Source organism: Thermoleptolyngbya sichuanensis A183 (genome assembly GCF_013177315.1).
Taxonomy (GTDB): domain Bacteria; phylum Cyanobacteriota; class Cyanobacteriia; order Elainellales; family Elainellaceae; genus Thermoleptolyngbya; species Thermoleptolyngbya sichuanensis.
Genome location: NZ_CP053661.1, coordinates 2,543,357 through 2,566,658 on the forward strand (window position 1 = coordinate 2,543,357; position 23,302 = coordinate 2,566,658).

General features: G+C 59.7%; 11 protein-coding genes. 7 read left to right on the top strand and 4 right to left on the bottom strand.

The annotated features are described in order from the left end of the window. The first annotated feature begins 525 nt into the window (after nucleotides 1-525). The 7 genes from HPC62_RS10625 to HPC62_RS10655 all read left to right on the top strand — a co-directional run bounded on the left by HPC62_RS10625 (nucleotide 526) and on the right by HPC62_RS10655 (nucleotide 17,834). A complete protein-coding gene (locus HPC62_RS10625) occupies nucleotides 526-9,243 on the top strand; it encodes a type I polyketide synthase (RefSeq protein WP_216655353.1) in 8,718 nt (2,905 codons plus the stop codon). A 56-nt stretch (nucleotides 9,244-9,299) separates the two neighbouring features. After that, nucleotides 9,300-11,195, top strand: coding sequence for a type I polyketide synthase (locus tag HPC62_RS10630; protein WP_172355493.1), 1,896 nt, complete (start codon nucleotides 9,300-9,302; stop codon nucleotides 11,193-11,195). Nucleotides 11,196-11,265: 70 nt separating this feature from the next. Continuing rightward, nucleotides 11,266-11,928 (top strand): SRPBCC family protein, encoded by a 663-nt coding sequence (locus tag HPC62_RS10635; protein ID WP_172355495.1) that lies wholly within the window; start codon nucleotides 11,266-11,268, stop codon nucleotides 11,926-11,928. After that, complete coding sequence (locus tag HPC62_RS10640) at nucleotides 11,925-12,740, top strand: SDR family oxidoreductase (protein WP_172355497.1); 816 nt, start codon at nucleotides 11,925-11,927, stop codon at nucleotides 12,738-12,740. Before HPC62_RS10635 ends, HPC62_RS10640 begins: the two co-directional genes overlap by 4 nt. Continuing rightward, complete coding sequence (locus tag HPC62_RS10645; protein ID WP_172355499.1) at nucleotides 12,737-14,521, top strand: hypothetical protein; 1,785 nt, start codon at nucleotides 12,737-12,739, stop codon at nucleotides 14,519-14,521. The genes HPC62_RS10640 and HPC62_RS10645 overlap by 4 nt, the downstream gene beginning before the upstream one ends. 214 nt (nucleotides 14,522-14,735) lie before the next feature. Further along, complete coding sequence (locus HPC62_RS10650; protein WP_172355501.1) at nucleotides 14,736-15,113, top strand: hypothetical protein; 378 nt, start codon at nucleotides 14,736-14,738, stop codon at nucleotides 15,111-15,113. A gap of 195 nt (nucleotides 15,114-15,308) precedes the next feature. Continuing rightward, nucleotides 15,309-17,834, top strand: coding sequence for an AAA family ATPase (locus HPC62_RS10655; protein WP_172355503.1), 2,526 nt, complete (start codon nucleotides 15,309-15,311; stop codon nucleotides 17,832-17,834). A 105-nt stretch (nucleotides 17,835-17,939) separates the two neighbouring features. On the opposite strand, the gene HPC62_RS10660 is transcribed toward HPC62_RS10655, so the two are convergent. From HPC62_RS10660 to tatA, 4 genes are all read right to left on the bottom strand, one after another. Next, the gene (locus HPC62_RS10660) at nucleotides 17,940-19,127 is read right to left on the bottom strand and encodes a transposase (RefSeq protein ID WP_172354921.1); all 1,188 of its coding nucleotides are present in this window, start codon (nucleotides 19,125-19,127) and stop codon (nucleotides 17,940-17,942) included. 320 nt (nucleotides 19,128-19,447) lie between these two features. Next, nucleotides 19,448-19,933: a hypothetical protein gene (locus HPC62_RS10665; protein ID WP_172355505.1), complete on the bottom strand. Its 486-nt coding sequence runs from the start codon at nucleotides 19,931-19,933 to the stop codon at nucleotides 19,448-19,450. A 251-nt stretch (nucleotides 19,934-20,184) separates the two neighbouring features. Further along, nucleotides 20,185-22,110 carry a type I secretion C-terminal target domain-containing protein gene (locus HPC62_RS10670; RefSeq protein WP_172355507.1) on the bottom strand — a complete coding sequence of 642 codons (1,926 nt, stop codon included), beginning with the start codon at nucleotides 22,108-22,110 and terminating at the stop codon, nucleotides 20,185-20,187. Between the two features lie 978 nt (nucleotides 22,111-23,088). Continuing rightward, nucleotides 23,089-23,259, bottom strand: coding sequence for a twin-arginine translocase TatA/TatE family subunit (gene tatA / locus HPC62_RS10675; RefSeq protein ID WP_172355509.1), 171 nt, complete (start codon nucleotides 23,257-23,259; stop codon nucleotides 23,089-23,091). Nucleotides 23,260-23,302: the final 43 nt, after the last annotated feature.

Genomic DNA, 23,302 nt, shown 5'->3' on the forward strand with positions numbered 1-23,302 from the left:
GGCGCAGCCCGCGAGAAATCGTCCAACTGCGTAAGTCCTATCTGCATCAGAGGCTTATCGAACCGGCTGATTGAAAAGGCTCATCGAAACAGCGTGGCATTTAGCGTTTATGATTCGGGGTTCATGCAGGTCGGTTTGGTGTTTATTTAGTCATGAGTGTTTTTTAGCACAAGACCAGGATGACACAGCGCATGACGCACAAAGTGCATCAGGGTTCCAGAGGACTATTGCACCCCTCAACTGCACCCCTCAACAAGGGCGATCGCCCCTGAAAAGCCTGCTGAAGAGGGTTTCTAGGCATCCAGGAAGGATGCACCCCTGCCAGCAGCCTACCTAACCCAAACGTATTACCCGCAGGTACGCAAGTTATACCGCAGGGCACCGTGAATCACACGCGAGGCGCAACATAATAAACATACACCCAGCGCCATCCCCCACCAGACCCGTGCTGTATAATTAGCTCTGAATTGAAGGGGGCTGAGCGGCGAGTCATCGCTTTCTCAAGCGCTGTCTACAGACAACAGCATGATGGATGCCCATTCCGCGTTTTTGTCCGTGTGTCATGGTGATGAGGTTGCAGATCTCCGCTCCCTGCCCAGTCTCTCAAGGGTTTTACATCGCGCAGCCGTCGGCGAAGGGGCAATTCTCCACATTTCTCCAGCCGGAGCCGAATGTCATCAGCCCTATCGGGCGCTGGCTCAGCAGGCCGCAAGAATTTTAGCCGGGTTGCGGGCCGCAGGCGTGAAAGCGGGCGATCGCCTCGTCCTGCAAGTTTCCGATCCCGATGAGTTTCTCGCTGCAATCTGGGCGGGGTGGCTGGGGGAACTGGTGGTGGTGCCCATTGCCGTGCCGCCAGCCTATGCCGAGTCGCAGAGCAAGGCGCTCCAGTTCCGCGCTATTTTGGGACAGTTGGATCACCCGTGGGTGTTGGTTAGCGGGGCGATCGCCCCTGCCCTGCAAGCCTTTTGCACAGACGGCTCTGTCGAGTTTCGCTGCGACCCCAGCCGCCTGCTGCCCCTGCCAGCGCTGCTCGCTGCTGAGTCCGATCCGCCGCTCGAACCGCCTTTCGACACCGCGTTGGCGACCGACCGACTGGCGCTGATCCTGTTTACCTCCGGCAGCACGGGGCAACCCAAGGGCGTGATGCTGACGGAGCGCAACCTGCTGGTGAGCGCCTTTGGCATGGCGACCGTGAACCGTATTACCGAGCGCAGCCTCAGCCTCAACTGGATGCCGCTGGAACATGTCGCCAGCCTCGTGATGTTTCACCTGACGCAGGTTTTTGTCGGCTGTCCGCAGATTCAGGTCAGCAACGACTATGTGCTGCAAGACCCGCTGCGGTGGCTGGATCTGTGCGATCGCCATCGCGTCACCGTCACCTGGGCCCCCAACTTTGCCTATGGGCTGATCTGCGATCGCCCGCAGGAGGTGGCCCAGCGGCAGTGGGACTTGTCCTGCCTGGAGTGGATGGGCAACGGAGCCGAGGCCGTCGTCGCCAAAACCACCCGCAGCTTTTTGCAACTCCTGGTGCCCTGCGGTCTGCGGGATGGTGTGGTCAGCCCCGGCTATGGCATGTCGGAAACCACCTCTGGCATTGTGCATTCCCACGAATTTTCCCTCGCCTCCACCAGCGATGCGGATACCTTTGTCAAGGTCGGCCAGCCAATTCCCGGCGTGTCGCTGCGGATTGTGGACGAGCAGCAGCAGGTCGTGCCCGCAGGTCAGGTCGGCAGCCTGCAAGTGCGCGGGCTGACCCTCACTCCCGGCTACTACAATCGCCCCGACCTGAATGCCGAGTGCTTTACGCCCGACGGCTGGTTCATTACGGGCGATCTGGGTTTTCTGCACACCGGGCGGCTCACCATCACGGGCCGCCAAAAAGACCTGATTATCCTCAACGGCGCAAATGTGTATAGCCACGAAATCGAAGCCGTAGTCGAGGAATTGCCCGGTGTAGAAGTGTCCTACACCGCGGCCTGCGCTGTGCGCCGGGATCAGGAAACGAGCGATCGCCTCGCCATTTTTCTGCATCCCACCGTTGAACTGACGGATGCCGCAGCCCTGAGGGAACTGGTGAAAGCCGTGCGGCGGCAGGTGGCTATGCGGCTGGGTGTGAGTCCCGATTATGTTATCCCGGTGGCGCAGGACGACATTCCCAAAACCGCCCTCGGCAAAATTCAGCGCAGCGAACTCAGCCGCCGCTTTCAGGCTGGCGCGTTTGGCGATTGCCTCCAGTCCATCGCCGAAGCGTTTCAGCAGGTTCCACCCGCCCCGCCGCCGCGCAACCAGCTAGAGCGATCGCTGTTGAAAATCTGGCAGTCGGTGCTGGGGCTGGGGGCGATCGCCCTCGACGAGCAGTTTTTTGAACTGGGGGGCAGTTCGCTGCAACTGATGCAGGTGTTGCACCAGCTTCATCAGCAGGGTCATACTGTTTCGGCAGTGGACTTGTTTCAGCATTCCACCATTGGCAGCCTGGCCGAGTTTCTGGCGCGGCCCCCGATGGCTGAAGCGATGCCTCAGAACCAGCGGCGATTCCCGCCGGAAGCGCTTCGTGCATCACAGCGTCGCCGAGAAAATGCAGGACAGTCAAATGCAGAACCGTCAAACGACATCGCGGTAATTGGGCTGGCCTGTCGCTTTCCCGGAGCCGCTTCGCCTGCGGAATTTTGGCAAAACCTGCAAAATGGCGTGGAGTCTATCACTTTTTTTAGCGATGAAGAAATCCTGGCAACAGGCATAGACCCTAATCTGGTGCGCCATCCCAACTATGTAAAAGCCAGCCCGATTCTAGACGATGTGGAGCAGTTCGACGCGGACTTTTTTGGCTATAGCCCCCGCGAGGCAGAACTGCTCGACCCGCAGCAGCGGCTGATGCTGGAGTGCGCCTGGGAAGCCTTGGAGGACGCGGGCTACGACCCCTTTGCCTACGCGGCCGACGGCGGGGCGATCGCCCTCTATGCAGGCGCATCTATGAACAGCTACCTGCTGAACCACGTCTATCCCAATCGCCATCGGCTGGATGCTAACGACTCGCTGGACGTAGTGACGCTGAGCGCGATGGGCGGCTTTCAGATGGCGATCGCCAACGACAAGGACTACCTCACCACCCGCGTATCCTACAAGCTGAACCTGACGGGGCCCAGCGTCAACGTGCAGACCGCCTGCTCCACGTCGCTTGTCGCCGTGCATCTGGCCTGTCAATCGCTCCTGCGCGGCGAGTGCGACCTGGCGATGGCAGGGGGCGTGTCGGTGGAAACGCCGCAGCGGGCGGGGCATCTGTATCAAGACGGCATGATCCTGTCGCCAGACGGTCACTGTCGCGCGTTTGATGCCCAAGCGCGGGGCACGATCTTTGGTAGCGGCGCGGGCGTGGTGGTGCTGAAGCGGCTGCAAGAGGCGATCGCCGACGGGGATCAGATCTACGCCGTGGTCAAGGGTTCCGCCATTGGCAACGACGGCAGCCAAAAGGCGGGCTATCTCGCGCCCCGTGCCGATGGACAGGCCGCCGTGATCCGCGAGTGCCTGTCCATGGCAGGCGTTGATCCAGACAGCATTACCTACGTCGAAGCCCACGGCACAGGCACGGAACTGGGTGACCCCATCGAAGTTGCTGCCCTCACCCGGGCCTTTCGCAGCGGCTCCCAGCGCCCGCAGTTTTGCGCCCTCGGCTCCGTCAAAACCAACGTCGGCCATCTCAACGTCGCCTCTGGCATCGTCGGCTTCATCAAAACCGTCCTCTGTTTGCAGCACCGCCAACTGCCGCCCAGCCTGCATTTCCAGCAGCCCAACCCGCAGATCGACTTTTCCAACAGCCCGTTTTTTGTGAATACGACGCTGCGCGACTGGAACACGGACGGCTCCCCGTGCCGCGCCAGCGTCAACTCCCTGGGCATTGGCGGCACGAATGCCCATGTGGTGCTGGAAGAAGCGCCCCCGTTGCCGCCCCCGCGGTCTTCTGCGCCCGATCGCCCGCTGCACCCGCTGACCCTTTCTGCCAAAACGCCCGCTGCCCTGCAAGCCCTGGCCCGTCGTTATGTCCAGTTCTTCGCAGAGCATCCCGACGCGCCCCTGGCCGACGTGTGCTTTACGGCCAATGTCGGGCGATCGCCCTTTGCTCACCGGCTGGCAATCGTCGCGGCAGACGCTGCCGAGGCCCAGGCGCAGTTGCAAAGCTGGCTGAATGCGCCCGAAATTCACACCGTCTCCACCCGCCCCACCGTGGCGTTTCTGTTTACGGGGCAGGGGGCGCAATATGCCCAGATGGGGCGATCGCTCTACGACGCGCAGCCCGTGTTTCGGGGGGCGATCGCCCAGTGCGACGAGATTCTGCGGCCGCTGCTGGGATGGTCGCTGCCCGACCTGCTCTATGACAATGCAGACAACGCAGACAACGCACCCGCTGACCGCCTCCAGCAGACCCGCTATGCCCAGCCCGCGCTGTTTGCCGTCGAGTATGCCCTGTGCGAATTGTGGCGATCCTGGGGCGTGCAGCCGGATATCGTCCTGGGGCACAGCATCGGCGAGTATGTAGCGGCCTGCGTGGCGGGCGTATTTAGCTTGGCGGACGCGCTGACGCTGGTGGCGCATCGGGGACGGCTGATGCAGGCGCAACCCCCCGGCGCAATGGCGGCAGTGTTTGCCAGCGCCGAAGCCGTCCAGTCCACCCTGTATTCTGCCGGAATTACCGTGGCGATCGCCGCCCTCAACGGCCCGCAGCATACGGTGATTTCCGGTGAACCTGCACAGATCGATCGGGCGATCGCCCACCTCCAGCCGCAGTTTTCCGTCAAGCCGCTGCCTGTCTCCCACGCCTTCCACTCGCCAATGATGGAGCCGATGGTGGACGAATTCCGGGCCCTTGCCAGCCAAGTTCAGTTCACCAGCCCCCGCCTGCCGCTGATCTCCAACCTCACGGGAACGGTCTGCGGTGAGGAAATAACGACACCGGACTACTGGTGTCGGCAGTTGCGCCAGCCTGTGCAGTTTGCCGCCAGCGTTGACCAATTGCGTCAGTTTGGCTGCACAGTGGCGCTAGAATGTGGCCCCAAACCCGTGCTAGCTGGCATGGGCAAAGCGATTCAAAAAGCCTGGCAAGAGCGTGAACAGCGGACATCCGAAACACAGTCTCCAAACAGTTCTTCAACCCTTTCTCAGAATCATCCGGGAGCTATCCTGAGGTCGTCGCCGACCCATTCTCAAAACCATTCAGAAATTCAGTGGCTAGCCAGCCTGCATCCGCCGCAAGACAACTGGGCTACCCTACTTCACAGCCTCCAGCAGCTTTACTGCAACGGAGTCACCATCGACTGGCGCGGATTCGATCAGCCCTACGGCCGACAGCGCCTCTCGCTGCCCACCTACCCCTTTCAGCGGCAGCGCTATTGGCTGGATGTCTCACCTGCACGCGCCACAGCCCAGCCACTCCCTCAAGCTGTCCATCCACTGCTGGGCCAAAAAATTGCCACGCCCCGCGCCACCCTATTCGACGTGCAGCTTCGGCTGGCATCCCTGCCGTTTCTCTCTGATCACCGGATTCACGGCGCAATCGTCTTTCCTGGCGCGGCCTATCTGGAAATGGCGCTGGCAGCTGGGGCGATGCTGCTGCCGTCCAAGCCGCTTCAGCTTGAAAATGTGGTGCTGGCGCAGGCGCTCGTGCTGGAGGAAGCCCTGGGTGGAGGGCGATCGCTCCAAACCAGCCTTGTACCCAAGGAAACTGGATACACCTTCGAGATTCACAGTGCCCAAGGCGAGGGTAGACAGGGCGAGGCCCAGTGGACGCTGCACGCTCACGGAACCCTCAGCACAGCGGCTGCCCCCATCTCCACGCCCGATCTTTCCCAGCTTCAGCATACCCACCCGCTGGAAATCGACTGGACAACGTGGCTAGCTTCCTTCCCTGGACTGGGCTATGGGCCACGGTTCCAGGGCATAAAGCAGGTCTGGCGACCGGCGCAGGAGCCTTTTAATAGCGTTCTGGGATACGTGCAGCTTCCTGACGCGCTGAAATCTCAGGCAGAACACTATGGCATTCATCCCGCTTTGCTCGATTCCTGTCTGCAAGTTGTCTTGGCTTTGGTACAGAATCCTGCTCAACCCTATGTCCCGATTAGTCTCGATTGCCTGCACGATTACGGTCATCGATCCAATCAACTCTGGAGCTATGTGACGGTCAAAGAACAGTCTGCCAGCGTGCTAACGACGGATGTATGGCTGTTTGATGAGCAGGGAAAGCCCGTGCTGGCGATCGCCGGATTGACCGCCAAAGCCGTGTCGTCCCATGCTTGGGGCCGCACGCCCGACGTTTCCCGCTGGCTCCATGAACTCGCGTGGCAGCCTGCACCCCGCCCTGCCTCGCCGCCTTCGCAGCCCGCAGCCCACTGGCTGATTTTTGCCGACGCCCAGGGCGTGGCGCAGCAATTGGTCGAATGCCTAGACGCGGCGCAGCAGACTTATACACTCGCAGTTAGGGGCGCAGTTCCAGGTGTAGTGCCGGGAGCAGTTCCGGGAGCAGTTCCGGCTGGCAAAGTTCCAGGCGATCGCCCCCCCACGCTACAAGCAGCACAGCGGGTGAAGGGCGATCGCCCCGACGAGTTCCACGCGCTGGTGCAGCAGGTTTTGCAGCAGACCCCAACGCTCGGCGGCGTCATCTACCTCTGGGGACTGGATGCAGCGACCCTGGCAGACACCCGCACCGCCTATGCCGGAGCGCTCTACCTGACGCAAGCCTTGGTTCAGACGGGCGTTCAGGCTCCTCTGTGGCTAGTGACGCAGGGCAGCCAGTCGCTCAATATCTTCAATATCTTGCCTGAAGCCCAGTCCACAGGCGTGGCCCAGGCTCCCCTCTGGGGGCTGGGTCGCACGATCGCCCTGGAATATCCCGCCCTCCCGTGCCGCTGTCTCGACCTAGAGCCGGGTACAGCCTCCGACGCAGGGGCGATGCTGTGGGCCGAGGTGCAGTCTGGCGCAGCGGATGCTGGCGTGGCGATTCACCGGGGACAGCGCTACGTCGCTCAGGTTCAACCCTATGCGGCTGCCCTGCTGGGGGGCGATCGCAATGCGGCTGGTGGGAACTCTCGCGGGGTGCAACTCCAAATTGCAGAACGGGGCAGCCTCGATCGCCTTGCTTGGGAAACCGTCGAGCGGCGATCGCCCGCAGCAGACGAACTCGAACTGCGGGTGCTGGTGGCAGGGCTGAACTTCCGCGATGTGCTGAATGCGCTGGGGCGCTATCCCGGCGAGGCAGGCCCCTTGGGGCTGGAGTGCGTCGGCGAGGTGGTGCGCGTGGGTGCGGCAGTGCGGGACGTTTCGCCGGGTGACGTGATGGTAGCAATCGCCCCCGGCTGCTTTGGACAGTTCGTCACGGTTTCGGCAATGCTGGCAGTCCCTAAACCCGCCACGTTGACCCCGGTCGCAGCCGCCACTCTGCCCACGGCTATGCTTACGGCTGAGTACGCGCTGCGAACCGTGGGCGGCCTGCAACCGGGCGAGCGGGTGCTGATTCACGCGGCGGCGGGCGGCGTGGGGCTGGCGGCGGTGCAACTGGCGCAACAAATCAGCGCGGAGATGTTCGCCACTGCTTCCCCCAGCAAGTGGTCGGTGCTGCAACAGTGCGGCGTGACCCGGCTCTACAATTCGCGATCGCTCAATTTTGCCGCCGAGATGGTTCGCGACGCAGGGGAGCAGCCCATCGACCTAGTGCTAAATTCCCTCACGGGCGACTTCATGCTGAAAAGTGCGGCGCTGCTGGCTCCCGGCGGGCGCTTTGTGGATATCGGCAAACCCGACCCGGCGCTGGTCTGGCAACTGCGGCAACTCCGCCCCGACGTGCAGTACACCGCCATTGACCTGATGCAGGTGACCACGCAGCAGCCTGACCAGATTCAGACCATGCTGCGGTGGGTGATGGCGCAAGTTGAGGCGGGCCAGCTTCAGCCGCTCCCCCACACCCAGTTTCAGCGCGACGGCGTGATCGACGCATTCCGCTGTATGCAGCAGGCGCAGCACATCGGCAAAGTGGTGATCGAGTTCGCCAAACCCACCTTTGCGCCGCGTCCCAAGAGTGTGTATGTAATCACGGGCGGGCTGGGTGGACTGGGCGTGCAGGTGGGGCGATCGCTCGTTGAATGGGGCGCAACGCACCTGCTGCTGATTGGGCGGACGGCTCCCAGCCCCGCAATTGCCGCAGAGTTGGCAACCTGGGAGCAATCCGGTGCATCCGTCGCCACTGCCCAACTCGACTTGGCGGATGAAGCCGCCGTGACGAACTTTTTCCAATCCCAGCGCCCCTTTGTCGATCTGCCAATTCGCGGGGTGTTTCACGCGGCCGGCGTGCTGGACGACGGGGCGATCGCCAACCAGACCCCGCAACGATTCGAGTCAGTCATGGCCGCCAAACTCCAGGGCGCATGGACGCTGCATCGCCTCAGTCAGGACTGGCCGCTGGACTGCTTTGTGCTGTTTTCCTCCGCCGCATCGGTCTTGGGGTCGGCGGGGCAAGCCAACTACGCCGCCGCCAACGCCGGACTGGACGCGCTGGCCCACCTGCGGCGATCGCTCGGTCTGCCCGCCCTCAGCATCAACTGGGGCCCCTGGGCAGCCGTGGGCATGGCCGCCCGCCGCGCCGACCGCGCTGCCCCCCAGGGCCTCCAGAGCATGGAGCCAACCCCCCCTGAAACGGGCGTGACCCTCCTCAAAGCGCTGCTGGCCGAAACTGTGCCCCAGGTCGCCGTGCTGCCTTATGCCAAACCGCAAGCCCCTGCCTCCACATCTGCACCTATTGCCAACTCCTGGTTTGAGCAAATTCGCCAATTGCCAACGGGCGATCGCCCCGCCGCCCTGACCGCCCGCCTCCAGCAAGCCGTCGCCAACCTGCTGGGTCGCCCCGCCTCCAGTCTCGACCCGCATCAGGGCTTCACCGACCTCGGCCTCGACTCCCTCACCACCATTGAGCTAACCCACCAGTTGCAACAGCAAGTGCCCCAGCCGTTGCCCAACGCACTGCTCTACAGCTATCCCACGATCGCCACCCTTACGGAATACCTGCTGCATCTGCTGGAACCCGCTTCCGACCCGGCAGAATCCCATCACTTCTCAACAGAGCAGGACACAGCCGCGAATGACTCTGAGAACAACATCTTGAACGACTCCAGGAACGACACCGAAGCAGTAATTGCCCAGCTCACCGAAGCCGAAGCCGAAGCCCTCCTGCTCAGCGAACTCGACCGCCTCAACCTCAACCCCTAACCCAAAAATCCAAAATCCGAAATCTAAAATCTAAAATCCAAAATCTAAAATCCCCCATGACCGAAGCCTCCCCCACCAAACGCGCCCTCCTAGCAATTCAGCAACTCCAGGCAAAGCTAGAGGCGCTGGAGGCAGAAAAGCACCCGCCGATCGCCATTGTGGGCATGGGCTGTCGCTTTCCCGGTGCGGAGACGCTGGACGACTTTTGGGCGCTGCTGCACGCGGGCAAAGACGCGATCACCGAAATTCCGGGCGATCGCTGGAACCTTGACCAATACTACAGTCCAGACCCCAGCGCAGCGGGTAAGATGTACACGCGGCACGGCGGCTTTGTGCCCCATCTGCACGACTTTGACGCGGCTTTTTTTCGCATTGCGCCCCGCGAAGCCGCCAGCCTCGACCCGCAGCAGCGCCTCCTGCTGGAAGTGAGTTGGGAAGCGCTGGAGCAGGCCGGCATTTCGCCCCACCGCCTGTTGGGGCAATCGGTCGGCGTGTTTGTTGGCATCTGCGGCATCGACTACTGGCATCAGCTTTTGCAGCAAGACCCCAGCACGATCGATGCTTACTTGACCACGGGAAACACCCACAGCACCGCTGCTGGCCGCTTATCTTATCTGCTGGGCAGCACCGGACCGAGCATGGCGATCGACGCAGCCTGTGCCTCTTCCCTCGTCGCCGTGCATCTGGCCTACCAAAGCTTGCGCCAGCGGGAATGCGACCTGGCGATCGTCGGCGGGGTGAACCGGATTTTGTCGCCGGAGATGATGGTGAACTTTTGCAAGGCGAAGATGCTGTCTGCAACCGGACGCTGCCACAGCTTTGATGCCAGCGCCGACGGCTTTGTCCGCTCCGAAGGCTGCGGCGTGGTGGTGCTAAAGCGGCTGGACGAGGCCTTGGGCGATCGCAACTTTGTGCAAGCGGTGATCCTGGGTTCCGCCACCAATCACGACGGCCGCTCCAGCGGGCTGACCGTGCCCAACGGACTGGCGCAGCAGGCCGTGATCCGCCAAGCCCTGAAGCAGAGCCGCCTAGAGCCGCAGCAAGTCAGCTATCTGGAAGCCCACGGCACGGGCACAGTGCTGGGTGACTCCATCGAGCTAGAGGCCCTGGGGCAGGTGTTTGGTGCTTCTGGGACAGATCGCGCTGTAAATCGCCCTGAACCGCTCTGGATTGGCTCCGTCAAACCCAACATCGGGCATCTGGAAGCCGCCTCTGGCATGGCTGGGCTGATCAAAGTGGTGCTCGCACTCCAGCATCAAACCCTGCCGCCCCATCTGCACCTGCGCCAGCCTAACCCGAAAATCAACTGGGCCCAACTGCCGCTGAAGGTGCCCACTGCCCCCACCCCCTGGGACGCGCCGCGCCGCATTGCCGGGGTGAATGCCTTCGGCTTTAGCGGAGCCAATGCCCATGTGGTTCTGACGGAAGCGCCCGCGCCTGAATCCGCCCCCCTGCTCCCCTATCCGCTGCACCTGCTGACCCTCTCTGCCCGCACCGAACCTGCCCTGCGCCAACTGGTCGAGCGCTATGTGCAGCATTTGCAGCGGCATCCCAATTTCCCCATCGCCGACCTCTGCTGGACGGCCAACACGGGGCGATCGCCCCTGCCCCAGCGCCTTGCCATCCTCACCGATTCCCTGCCAGACCTGCTGCAAAAACTGCATTCCGTCCTACAAGGCACACCTGCACCGGGCATTCTCCAGGGCCGCGCCCAGCCCACCGCGCCCGCCCTCCAGATTCACTACACCGCCGCGTCCCAGCCGCCCACGGCATCCACCCGCTACCTGTCGCCCGACACCGCCGCTGGCCAACTTCCCGACATTGCCACCGCCTTTGTGCAAGGCAGCGAATTGACCTGGCACGATGGCGATCGCCGCTATTTTCAGCAAACCGTCGCCCTGCCCACCTACCCCTTCCAGCGCCAGCCCTGTGGCCCGATTCCTGCCCCCTAATCCGTCTCCCCTGGAACTGGCACCTGCTATACAATGCGGGGGAGTTGGTTTTTCTGAACTCTGGTTGCCTATGAAAATTTCACTTCAATTCGGTTGGACTCGGTTGACAGCGCTGCTGAGCGCGTCTGCTGTCTTGACCTCAGCGCTGGGGACAGGGCTGGCCGCTGCACCAACCGCTGCCCCCCAACGAAGCTTGCCCTCGACGGAATTCTCAAGCACCGCCCCAACGGAGTTGCTGCGACTGCCCGGTGCGGTGGCGACGGCTCCCGGTGTCACGATTTCAGGCGAAAACGGGCGGTTTGTAGGGCAGGTGGTGATCAACGGCTCCGCTGCGGCCGCCTGGGCCGTGTTGACTGACTACAACAACTTTGCATCGTTTTTGCCCAATGTTGAATCCAGCCGCCTGCTGAGCCGCAATGGTAATCAGGTTACGTTCGAGCAGGTGAACGTGCTGCGGGTGGCCTCAGTTCCCGTGCGAAACCGCGTCACTATCGCTTCGTCCGAGCAGCGACCTTCGCAGATTCAGTTTGTGGTGATGGACGGCAACGAGCCGATCATGCAGGGCGTTTGGCAGCTTCAGCAAGCCTCGGCCCGCCAGTTGGTGTTAACCCATCAGGTGGTTATTTCCCCCAGATCTGACCTGATGCGCGATGTCTATTCGCGGGTTTATCGCGGCGAACTGGAGACGACTCTAGTCTCCCTGCGTCGAGAAATTGAGCGCCGTAGCCGATGAACCCACCCAAACACGCCATCATCACAGGCGGCTCTAGCGGCATTGGGCTGGCGATCGCCCACCGATTGGCCGCCCAGGGAGCCTCCCTCTCGCTGATTGCCCGCACCCCCGAAAAGCTAGAGGCGGCGCGGGCGCAGCTTGAAGCCAAGCGGCGCTTGCCCGACCAGCAGGTCTTCACCGTTGCCGCCGACGTGGCCGATCGAGCGCAGGCAGACCAGGCCGTGCAGCGGGCGATCGCCCATTTGGGCCCACCGGATTGGCTCGTCACCTGCGCCGGAATTGCGCGGCCGGGCGAGTTTCTAGAAATTCCCGTCGAGGTATTTGAGCGAACCATGGCGGTGAATTACTTTGGCACGCTGTACTGCATCCGCGCGGCCCTGCCCGCAATGGAGCAACAGCGGCACGGGCAGATTGTCTGCGTGTCCTCTGGGGCAGGGCTGATCGGCCTCTACGGCTACACCGCCTACAGTCCTAGCAAGTTTGCCCTGCGCGGCCTGGCCGAGTCTCTGCGGGGCGAACTCAAACCCAAAGGCATCGGCGTGTCCATTGTCTATCCGCCCGACACCGACACGCCGCAACTCGCCGAGGAAAACAAAACCAAGCCCCTTGTCACTCAAAAAATTACTGCCACCGCCAAGACCTGGAGCGCTGATGGCGTTGCCGAGGTGATCCTGGCGGGTGTGCAGCGCCGCGCCTTTGCTATCACTCCCGGCTTTGAAATGGGCGTATTGAACCGCCTGCACAGCGTGTTGCTGCCCATGCTCAATCAATCCTTTGACAAAATCACTGCCAAGGTCAGAAACTTGCAATGATTCTATTCCAGCCTGCATCCAACTCATCCTCCGGCTCGTCAGCGTCTCGCGTGTCCGTGCGATCGCCCCTTGCATTCTGGTTGGGCATCAGCCTGCTGTTCACGCTGTACTACGGCCTGGTGACAATTGCCCATGCCTTTAGCTATCCCTACATTGTGCAGGATGACGTTCGTCAGCATGTCGTCTGGATGCAGCGCTTCACCGATCCAGAGCTATTCCCCAACGACTGGATCGCCAACTACTTCCAATCCGTTGCGCCCCTGGGCTTCAAAGCCGTCTTTGCCGCAGCCGCCAAGCTCGGTCTTCCTGCCCTCACCTTTGTTAAAATCCTGCCGCTGCTGCTCAGTTTGGGCACGACAATCTATCTGTTCTTAATTTTCCTGGAACTGTTTCCCTCACCCTTCGGCGCATTCCTCAGTACGCTGATCACCGACCAACTGCTCTGGCTCAACGACGACCTCATTTCTGGTACGCCTAGAGCCTTTGTATATCCAATTTTCACCGCGTTTTTGTATTACCTGCTGCGGCGATCGCTCCTGCTGTGCGTTTTGGCGCTAGGGTTACAGGGACTCTTTTTTCCGCATCTGATGCTGGTGGGCGTGGGTGTATTGACCGTGGCGCTGGTGAAATGGTGCGGCAACCGGTTCCGCCTGTCCCAAGACCGCCGCGATTACCTGTTTTGGGCCGCGGGGCTGGGCGTGGCGCTGCTGGTCATTTTGCCCTTCAGTCGGGCGATGGATTCGCTGGGCAATCCCCTCACCTATGACCTGATGCGCTCCATGCCCGAACACGGGCTAATGGGACGCAACGAATACTTTGGCGTGCCGCCGCTCAACTTTTGGTTTAACGGGCGCAGCGGCATCCGGCTCCAGTTGTTTCCCTCCCTCAGCTTGGTGGGGCTGGCGCTGCCGCTGCTGGGGCGATTCCCGCGGGGATCGCTTCGCGAATCGCGCTTTGCCGCCATGCAGCACCTCACGCCCAAGGTGCGGGTGCTGGTGGACGTGGTGCTGGCCTCGATGGGCTGGTTTGTGCTGGCGCACCTGTTCTTGCCGCGCCTCTACCTGCCCAGCCGCTATAACTACCACAGCTTTCGGATTGTGCTGCCGCTGAGTGCGGCGATCGTGTTCACCGTGCTGATCAGCCAGTTTTGGCAAACATTTGGCCCCAAGCTGCGCGGCAAAGTGCCCCTGGCAAAGGGCGATCGCACGCTGATTGGTCTGCTTGGCTGTCTTGCCGCCGTGGTGACGCTCGTGCCGCTCGTACCGCCGTTGATCTATATCCTGCAAAACTGGCAAATCGCCCAAACGCCCGCCATCCATCAGTTTTTGGCAGAGCAGCCCAAGTCTGCGCTGGTGGCCTCTTTGGCCGACGAGGCCGACAATGTGCCCGCGTTCGCGCTGCGGTCTACGCTGGTGGGTCGGGAGTTTGCGCTGGCCTATCACCCCGACTATTACCAAGAGATTCAAAATAGAGCGATCGCCCTGTTGCAGTTGCAATACAGCCCCAATCTACAAACCGTTCAGCAAGTTATTCAAAACTACGGCATTGACTGGATCTGGATTGAAGATGCCGCCTTCCAACCCGAATACCTGCGCCAGAAAGATTGGCTGGTGCATAGCTCCTTCAAATCTGCGGTAGACGAGGCGATCGCCACGCTAGAACAGGGCGAAACTCCGGCCATTGTTCCTTTGCTCGACCGCTGCACCGCCGTCCGCGCTGGGCGATCGCGCCTGATCGATGCAGCCTGCGTTGATGTCCGAGAAACTGCCGTTCAACGGTAGCGGCTTACCCCACAGCGCCCAGAGGATCAACGTTTACCGGAATCTGAGAGCGAAGATTCTGCGTTGACGGTTCAAGGTTAAGCCTGCTCAAAATTCAGCCTACTCAAAATGAAGCCTGCGGTTGCGTAAAAGTTATGCCTTGGGTCGATAAGTGTTTGGAGCGTACAAGCTAATTCGCTCCACCAAGCTTCCCTGATGATCAAGGTGCAGACTCATGAAAAAAACACTGATTACCCTCGCAATTTCCCTAATTTCATTACTGGGGCCACTGAATATGACAGCAACCGCTCAAGTTGTGATCAATGGTCAATTGGTGCAAGGTCAAGAACTGGCACTACTGGAATATCTGATGGGTACTCGTATTCCAGCAGGACGCTATTGGCTAGATCAAAACGGAAACTGGGGTTATGAAGGCAATCCAGTAATTCAGGGCAATATCTTTGCATCACAGTATGGCAATCCTCAACCAAGCAACAGCAACCGCAGCGGCTCATCGACCCATTACGATCCAAGTGATGGCTCTTATATGATTCGTGGATCGAACGGTTGCACAATTGTCAGTACACCGTCTGGATCAATTTCTAGCTGTTGATTTGACCTTAAAACGAAAGTTTTTGAAATAAATTAGCCAGTGGTAGGGTAAATCCGGGAAGCACCTCTTGCTCTTTCTGCAACGTCAGTGGGTTTGCGATGTCATAGCAAAGTAAAGAGACATAATTGAAGAAACTGAAGAAACAGCTGAAGTTCTTGTAGAACCCGTGGCGATCGCGCCGACAGCAGATCTTCTATGCTAATCGCAGGCTGGCACTTCAGCGGACTGCGGAGAGGTGGCGATATGGCACTGCGGACGGTGACGACGGAAAAAGCCAAAATTACGGAACTCATCGCCGTAGCCGATCGGCTGGTGGGCGATCGCCTGCATCAGTCCCTCACCGATGTCGATAAGATCGTGCTGGAGCAAGCGCTGCGGGGCAGCAAGCTCAAGGATATTCAGGTGGTGGGCTACTCCCAGGGCACCGTCGAGCGAGTGTTTGCGCCGCGTCTGTGGAAGCTACTGTCGCAAGCCTGTTCACAAAAAGTCGGCATCAAAAATCTGCGGCTGATCTTGGAAGACTATAGCCAGCAGGCTCAGCCAAACACTCTGTCTATTGGCTCAGATTTTTCAGAAAACGCACTCGATCGGGCCGATGAGGCTGCGACTTTAGCGCCGCAGGATTTGCCCAATGGGATTGATTTGGAGGGGCGATTCCCGCAGGGATCGCTTCGCGAATCGCCCGCTCAGCGGTTTATTGCTCAGCCGTTTATTTTAGAGAACCTGCCCGCGCCCACCAGCACGGCCTTTATTGGGCGTGAGGCAGAGATTGAGCGCCTGCTGCACCTCCTCTCGCCCGACCACGCCGCCCATTTGATCAGCATTGCGGGCATTGGCGGCGTGGGCAAAACCTCGCTGGCGGTAGAGTGTGCGCGGCGCTGTTTGGCGGCCAGTCGCAACCCCCAGACCTATCCAAATGTCCCCACCTTCAATGCGCTGATTTTTGTATCGGCCAAGCTGTGCTATCTGCAATCCTTTGGGCTGCTGCAACGCTTTGACCCGATGCGATCGCTCCAAGACATTTTGCAGCAAATCGCCGACGTGCTGGGCGAAACGGAACTCGCCGGAGCCAGCCTGAATGAGCAGATTCACATGATTCGGCGATCGCTGCACGGCAGTTCCTCAGCGAGCCACGCACCACGCCGGACGCTGCTGATCATCGACAATCTGGAAACGATGGAAAATCCGCAGATGGTGCTGAGTTTCCTCCACGATCTGCCGCCATCGGTCAAAAGCTTGGTGACCACCCGCGAACAGTCGGTCTTCGTCCCTGTGCGGCTGGTGGCAATGCCCACCGACGAGGCGCTGAGCCTGATTCAGCATGAAGCCCAGGAAAAGGGCGTGGCGCTGAACCCCACGGAACGGCGGGCCCTGCTGCGGGCCACAGGCGGCCTACCCGTAGCCATACACTACGCCATCGGGCAGCTTGCCAACGACTTTGACCTAGCGACGGTGTTGCAGGGCATGTCGAACCCGACGGGCGACGTGGCCCGCTTTTGCTTTGAGACAACGGTGAACGGTTTGCGCGGCCAGCCGTCTCATCACCTGCTGATGGCGCTGGCCATGTTTCCGACCCCGGTCTTGCGCGAAACCCTGTTTCAGGTGGCGGATGTGGCGACCTCGCCCGATGCGCTGCAAGGAGCGCTGTCGCAGCTTTGTCAACTCTCGCTGGTAAATCAGCAGGACAATCGCTACGGAATGCTGCCTCTGACGCAAGAATACGCCCTGGCAGAGCTAAAGGCGCATCCCGACTTTGCCCAGGTAGCGCGGCAGCGGTGGGTCGCCTGGGCGCTTCATTTTTCTGAACCCTATGCCAACCAGGAAGTAAAAACCTGGCACTCGTCGTTTGACGGACTGCAAGAGGAATGGCAAAACCTGCGGGCGATCGCCGATTTTTGTATGACCGAGGGCTGGTATGACGAACTGCTCCAGATCTGGAACAACGTCAAGGCTTATACCTACAGCATGGGGCGGCGCAAGGGACGGACAGACTATTGGGGCGATCGCCTGCGGTGGACAGAATGGCTGATTGCTCAGGCCACCCAGCGCAGCCAGTGGCGCACCCTGGCAGAGGTAATGCTCGACCGTGCCTGGACGCTGACCGCCACCCGCAAGCCCAGGGCGCTAGAAGAAGCCGAGCAGCTATTCGAGCAAATTCAAACCCTGCGCGACTATCAAGACCAGCCGTTCCAGACCGAATGGGCGAAAAAAATGTCTGTCCTGCGAACCCAGCAGCAGCAGTTTGACGAGGCCCATCAGTTGCTAGACGAAGCAGAGGCCCTGCTCAACCCGGCCGACTGGCCCGCCGGAAAGTATGCCCGCCAGCGGGTGCAGCTTCTTTACTATCGAGGCATGACCTATTTCAAAGCCGGCCAGATTGCCGCCGCCAAGCAGGTCTTTGAAACCGCCCGCGCCCAGGCCCACGAGGTCGGCTGGGAACGGGCCGTGCGGATGACGGAAAACTGGCTGGCCGACATCGCCGTGCGCGAGGGCAAACTCGACGAGTCGGAGCAGCTTTTGGTCGAAGGGCTGCGGATTGCAGAGCAACAGGACGACCCGACCCGCAGCGCCTATGTGAAACGCTCCTTTGCCGAACTGGTGCAGGCGCGGGGCAACCCCTCCGAAGCGCAACGCTGGGCGCGGGAAGCCCTAGCGCTGTTTGAACAGCTTGGAATGCCCTACGAAGCCGAAGAAACCCAGGCATTTTTGAATGGCTTGTAGGACTTACGCAGTTGGACAATTTCTCGCGGGCGCAGCCCGCGAGAAATTGTCCAAAATTCAAAGAGCTTATCGAAAGTGCGTAAGCTGACTGCCTGACACATCTTTTTATGCGGACTGCCCGGGTGTCGGCTGGCAGCACAAGGATTGAATTCTAGAAAACCAAATGCGGTCATAATAGTGGGCTTCAGCTTTTTTAGAGGCAAAACAGGGTTCAGGGTCAACGGTAAATAGGGCAATCAGCTGAAGCAGTGTTCGCCCTTTATTGACGGCACCCTTGAGCCAGCGCAAACCTATGTTGAGATAGCTAATCCCTCGCCTCCAGTGCGGGTCAACCTGGCAGCGTAGCCCATCGAGTTGCACCGCCATGCCCTGGGTCGTGCCATCAAGGATAGCGATCGCCGCGACCAGATAGAGGCGTTCGAGAGCCGGAGCGGAGCGGATGCCGGAAGCTTCTAACTCAAAGACACCAGATTTAGAATCGAGGAAAAGCTCCTCGACTCGAAAGCGGAGAGCATATTGCCACAGGGTATTGAGGGAGGGAGACTCATCAGTGATGACCGCCCAGGGTTCCTCGACGCCTTTGACATGAGCCAGCACCAAATTGCAGCGCCAGCGCCCCTCGCTCCAGATTCCCACCCCTTCATAGAGTCGAGCTTCACCTTTGGGAGGCCACAGATAGCCTACCTTAACAGGATGACGGCGCGGACCCTGCACCACTACGTCACTGGGCAAGCGTAAACAATAGTGCCAGCGACTTTGGCTTAGCCACTCCAGCAGGTCATGGTTAGCAAACCCGCGGTCGGCTAACACCATCACATCGGGGTACGACTGCAACAGCCGATGGGCTAACCGCAGCATGGGGAGGTATCGCTTCGTGCTGACGGTGGCACTGGGATGCTCCAAAACCCGCCACAGCAGCGGCACCGCTCGTCCGCAACAGGTAACCGTCAGGTGAATCCTGCAGTAGCGATTCCACAACACCGTCGTATCGAGCGCCAGGTAAAGCCGCCGACCTTGCCAGCGATGGATGGCGGCTAGCACCAGCGGCACGTACAGACTTTTGACCCGCACCCGGCGATTGCCTAGGAAGCGCTGCCACCGGCGTTCGGTGCTTTGCGCCTGACGGGCCCGACTGGGCACATAGGCTTCCCACTGCGGCAGGCTCAACCGACCGCTGCACACCAGGGCCGTCACCATCCACGCCAGCGCTTTGAGGTGGCGCAGGTCGCGGGCATTACTGGATTGACGCAATAACGACAGCACTTGATCATAGAGGCAGGTGGTGGCTGGCATGATACAGACCCTGAGATGACGCAAATTTCAGCGTCTCATGTCAGCTCACCTTTTCCCTCTGTTGACGAGGTCTCAACTCTTTCAACCACTTGTGTCAGGCAGTCAGGTCGATCCCCCTAAATCCCCCTTAAAAAGGGGGACTTTAGACTTTCTAGGTCGTTGATTACCCGGAGTCGATCTCCCTGAATCCCCCTTAAAAAGGGGGACTTCCGGATCGGTTTGGCCCAGTTCCCTCCTTGTTAAGGAGGGCTAGGGGGGATCAAAGGGCTTTAAAGCACGCCCTAGAGTGAGTGGCAGATTTGCCCCCGATCGCCCGTCAGTTACGTCTTCTCTCCTTCCGATTTCAGCGCCCGATCTAGCACCGTCCTCGCCTGCTCTGCCTGAGCGCGGGCTTCCTGGTAGCGCAGGTTTGCCTGGGCGTAGGTTTTTAGCACCTTAAAGCCCTCTTTGAGGCTGGCGATTTCTTCTTCGCTGACAACCTCATCGGTGAACAGGGTGTCGATTTGGGCGCGGATCTTCATCGCCTCGGCCCGGGAGGCCTGCACCCGCAGCTTTAGGGTGGCCAGGTTGCTGAGAACCTGCACGGCCTGAGTGATTGCGTCTTCATCTTCGGTGTTGGTCAACACAGGCTCCTTGACTTCGATAAACTGATGGGGCCCAAAGCCATCGGAAAGATCCGTGGGCAGGCTGCCGGATTCCATTAGCTCAATGAGCTGATCCATCGCTTTGTCGCGGGCTTTGGCGGAGTCCTTGCCGGGAACGGTGAGGATCACGTCGGGGCTTTGGGCGAGCGTATATTGCACCATAGGGCGTTGGGGGAATGAGTAAAGTACTTTCGTACTAATTTTACTCGATGGACGGTTCGCAGATTGGGTTCGCACCAGGATGGATCTGAGGGGCGATCGCCCTTCTGAAATAACCCACAGTCCAGCAGCAAACGCACATGACGAAGCGATCGCCCTTGCACTCCGGCTTGTGGGGTCTGTGAGTTGGGCGATCGCTTCAGAGCGTAGCGCAAAATTCCCAGAACGGAACAATGTCTCCGCAGGAGCGGCGGCTAGGCAATCACGAAATTTCGAGGTCGCACCGCATCCAGCGACACGTTTCGCAGCGTCACCAGCGTTATGAAATCTAGCCGCAGGCCGTTGCCGTCGCGGTCGATTTGCACTTCCGTATTCGCGCCATTTTGCACCAGCCGAATGAACTGGTTGTATTGAGCCGTGGGGCTGGGCGCAGCAAAGGTGGGGCTGCGGAAGATGCCACGCAGGTCAATGCGATCCACCGCTTCAAAGTCGGTAATGATATCGCCTGCGTCGTTCAGGTTGTTATAGACAAACATATCGATGCCCTGCCCGCCCGACAGCACATCGGCTCCGCGCCCGCCAATCAGGATATCGCCGCGCTTGCCGCCCTTCAGCGTGTCGTCGCCGTTGCCGCCCACCAATTCATCTCGCCCATCGCGGCCGATCAGGCTGTCATTGCCTTCACCGCCAAACAGGCGATCGTTGCCCCGTTTGCCGTCTACCACATCGTTACCCCGCTTGCCGCGCAGGATATCGTTGCCGGGAGTGCCCGCAATCCGGTCGTTGGCAGCGGTGCCGTTGCGAGTAATGCCAGCGGGCCCGTTGTTAAAGTCGATGGGTTCAATGGGCGTGCCCAGGCTCACGTCGATGCGATCGCCCACATAGCGGCGCACCGAAAAATCTCGGTCAAAGAAGCCTACATTGGTTCCCACAAGCACCAGATTGCCATCGGGCTGGAGCGCAATATCGGCATTGTTGTCCGCCGCATCGAGATCCGTCGTGACGCGCCCGTTGCCGTCGAAGCTGTTGTCCAGAGAACCGTTGCTGTTGTAGCGCAACAGCGCAGCCCTGCCATCGCTCACCGCCAGCACCAAAATCTTGCCATTGGGCTGCACCAACACCTTCTTTGCCGTGCTGTTATTGCCCAAACTGGTCGTGACGCGCCCATTGCCGTCAAAGCTAGAGTCGAGGCTGCCGTCTCGGTTGTATCGCGCCAGGGCGACCCGTCCGCCGCTCGTCCCTGCCACCAAAATCTTGCCATCCGACAGCAGCACCGCATCCGTCACCGCATCCACGGTGGTAAAGAAGCCGCCAAAATCAGTAGTTCGCACGCCCGATCGCCCAAAGCTGCGGTCGAGAGACCCGTCGGAGTTATAACGGGCGATCGCAAAATCATCGCTACTCGTCCCCACGGCGATCAGCTTGCCGTCATTTTGCAGCAGCACCCGTTGAGCAATTGAAAACGTCGTGCCGCTGCCGATGCGCGTCCGCACAATGCCCCGACTGCCAAAGTCTCGATCGAGCGACCCATCCGTGCGATAGCGCACCAGCGCAAACGCCGATCCGTCGGTGCCCGCAACCACAATCTTGCCGTCATTTTGTAGCAGCCCGTCGCTAACCTGCGCCGTGGCACCCAGGTTGGTCGAATTGCGCCCATTGCTATCAAAACTGGTGTCGCGAGAACCGTCCGTGCGATAGCGGGCCACTGCAAAGCTGTTGCCGCTAAAGGTGCTGCTGCTTTGGCCAATCACCAGAATGCGACCGTCGTTTTGCAGCAACACTTTTTGAACCGTTTCTGTAGCCCCAAAGTTGGTAGACTGGCGGCCATTTCCGGCAAAGGAACTGTCAAGCGAACCGTTGAGGTTGAAGCGGACAATGCCAAAATCGCCATCGCTGTCGCCCACCATGATGAGCTTGCCGTCAGATTGCAGCACTGCATCGCGCAAAACCTGCGTGCCGCTGAAGTTCAGCACGGTTCTGCCGTTGCCCGCAAAGCTATTGTCCAGGGAACCATCCGCCGTCAGCCTGGCCGCCGAAAAGCTGCCACTGCTGTCGCCCAGCGCCAGAATTTTGCCATCGGCTTGAACCAGCACTCTGCGGGCCTGGTCGAGCCCATCTAGCCCAAAGGTGATGCGGCCGTTGCCATTGAAGGTGGTATCGAGTTTTCCGGGAGTTGACATACAGAAAGGAAAGTTTGGGTGAAAAGTGACTGAAGGGACGTGCGCTTTGAGATTAGGAAATCAGAAACGGAGGGAAAGCAGCGCCAAAAATAAAGAAGTGTAAAAGCTAATAAAGCTAATAGAGAAACGGGTAGAGGAGGCAGTTAGCCTCGCCGCCTCATGTTTTAGCGCGTGTGGGTCAGTTTGCTGTATCACCTGACAGCATGATTTCCAAAAACTGCTCGATCACAGGATCAATTGCCTGTCATGTTTTGGAGGAGCCTCGATTTTTCCAGCGAAAGCGCTAGAGGACGGAACATATGATGGATTTGGGCGATCGCAGGTTCCCGCTCGCTCCCCAATGCATGAGGGTTTCTGTTGGAAAAGCCTGTTGGAAAAATCTGTTGGAAAAGATGGGCAATGTTCCCAAGGGGTGACTGCTGATCGTAGTTAGTACGAAATCAGGGCGACGTTCCCAAGGGGTGATTGCTTATCGTAATCAGCATGAGAGCTAATTTATGAAGCAAATCTTAAGAAGCCTGAAACTCTTGGCATGTGTGGCTTTGAGGTCATGTTTGCCCAGGAAAAGCGGTTTCTCGGAAATCCTTGATTAACAAGGCTTTCAGGCTCCTTTACAAATTAGCTCTGAAATCAGTATCAGCATGAAATCAGTACGAAACCAGTTATTCAACGCGATAAGCACAAGACTGCCCCGCCGCACGATGATGGCTTCTCGAACGGGACTAACCTGCCGCACTGCCAAAAGCACTTACAGCATTCCTAGCAGAACCGCCCCTGACTCTACGGCAGGGTTCAGCAGCTTTATGGTTTCTATGGCTTTTTTTCAAAAGTCCCTCTCCCAGAGTGGGAGAAGGATTTAGGGTGAGGGTTACAAAAGTGGGATGAACTCTATCGGGTGCATCTGGCAATCGCTCAAGCAGTTCTCGAATTGCCTCTGAGGTAATGCCACTTTGACCGGCCAAATCTGGACTTTGGGGGCTATTCTTCCGGTTCGCGATCGCCCTCTTCGTCTACTCCGTTCATCCCCTCCTTGAAGCCCCGCAGCGTCTTGCCCAAAGCCCCGCCTAGTTCAGGGATCTTTTTAGGCCCAAAAATAAGAATCGCAACGACTGCAATAATGGCAACCTCGGGCCAGCCCAAACCAAACATAACGCTCTCCTGCCAGTCATTCTGTCCCCACTATACGGGAATT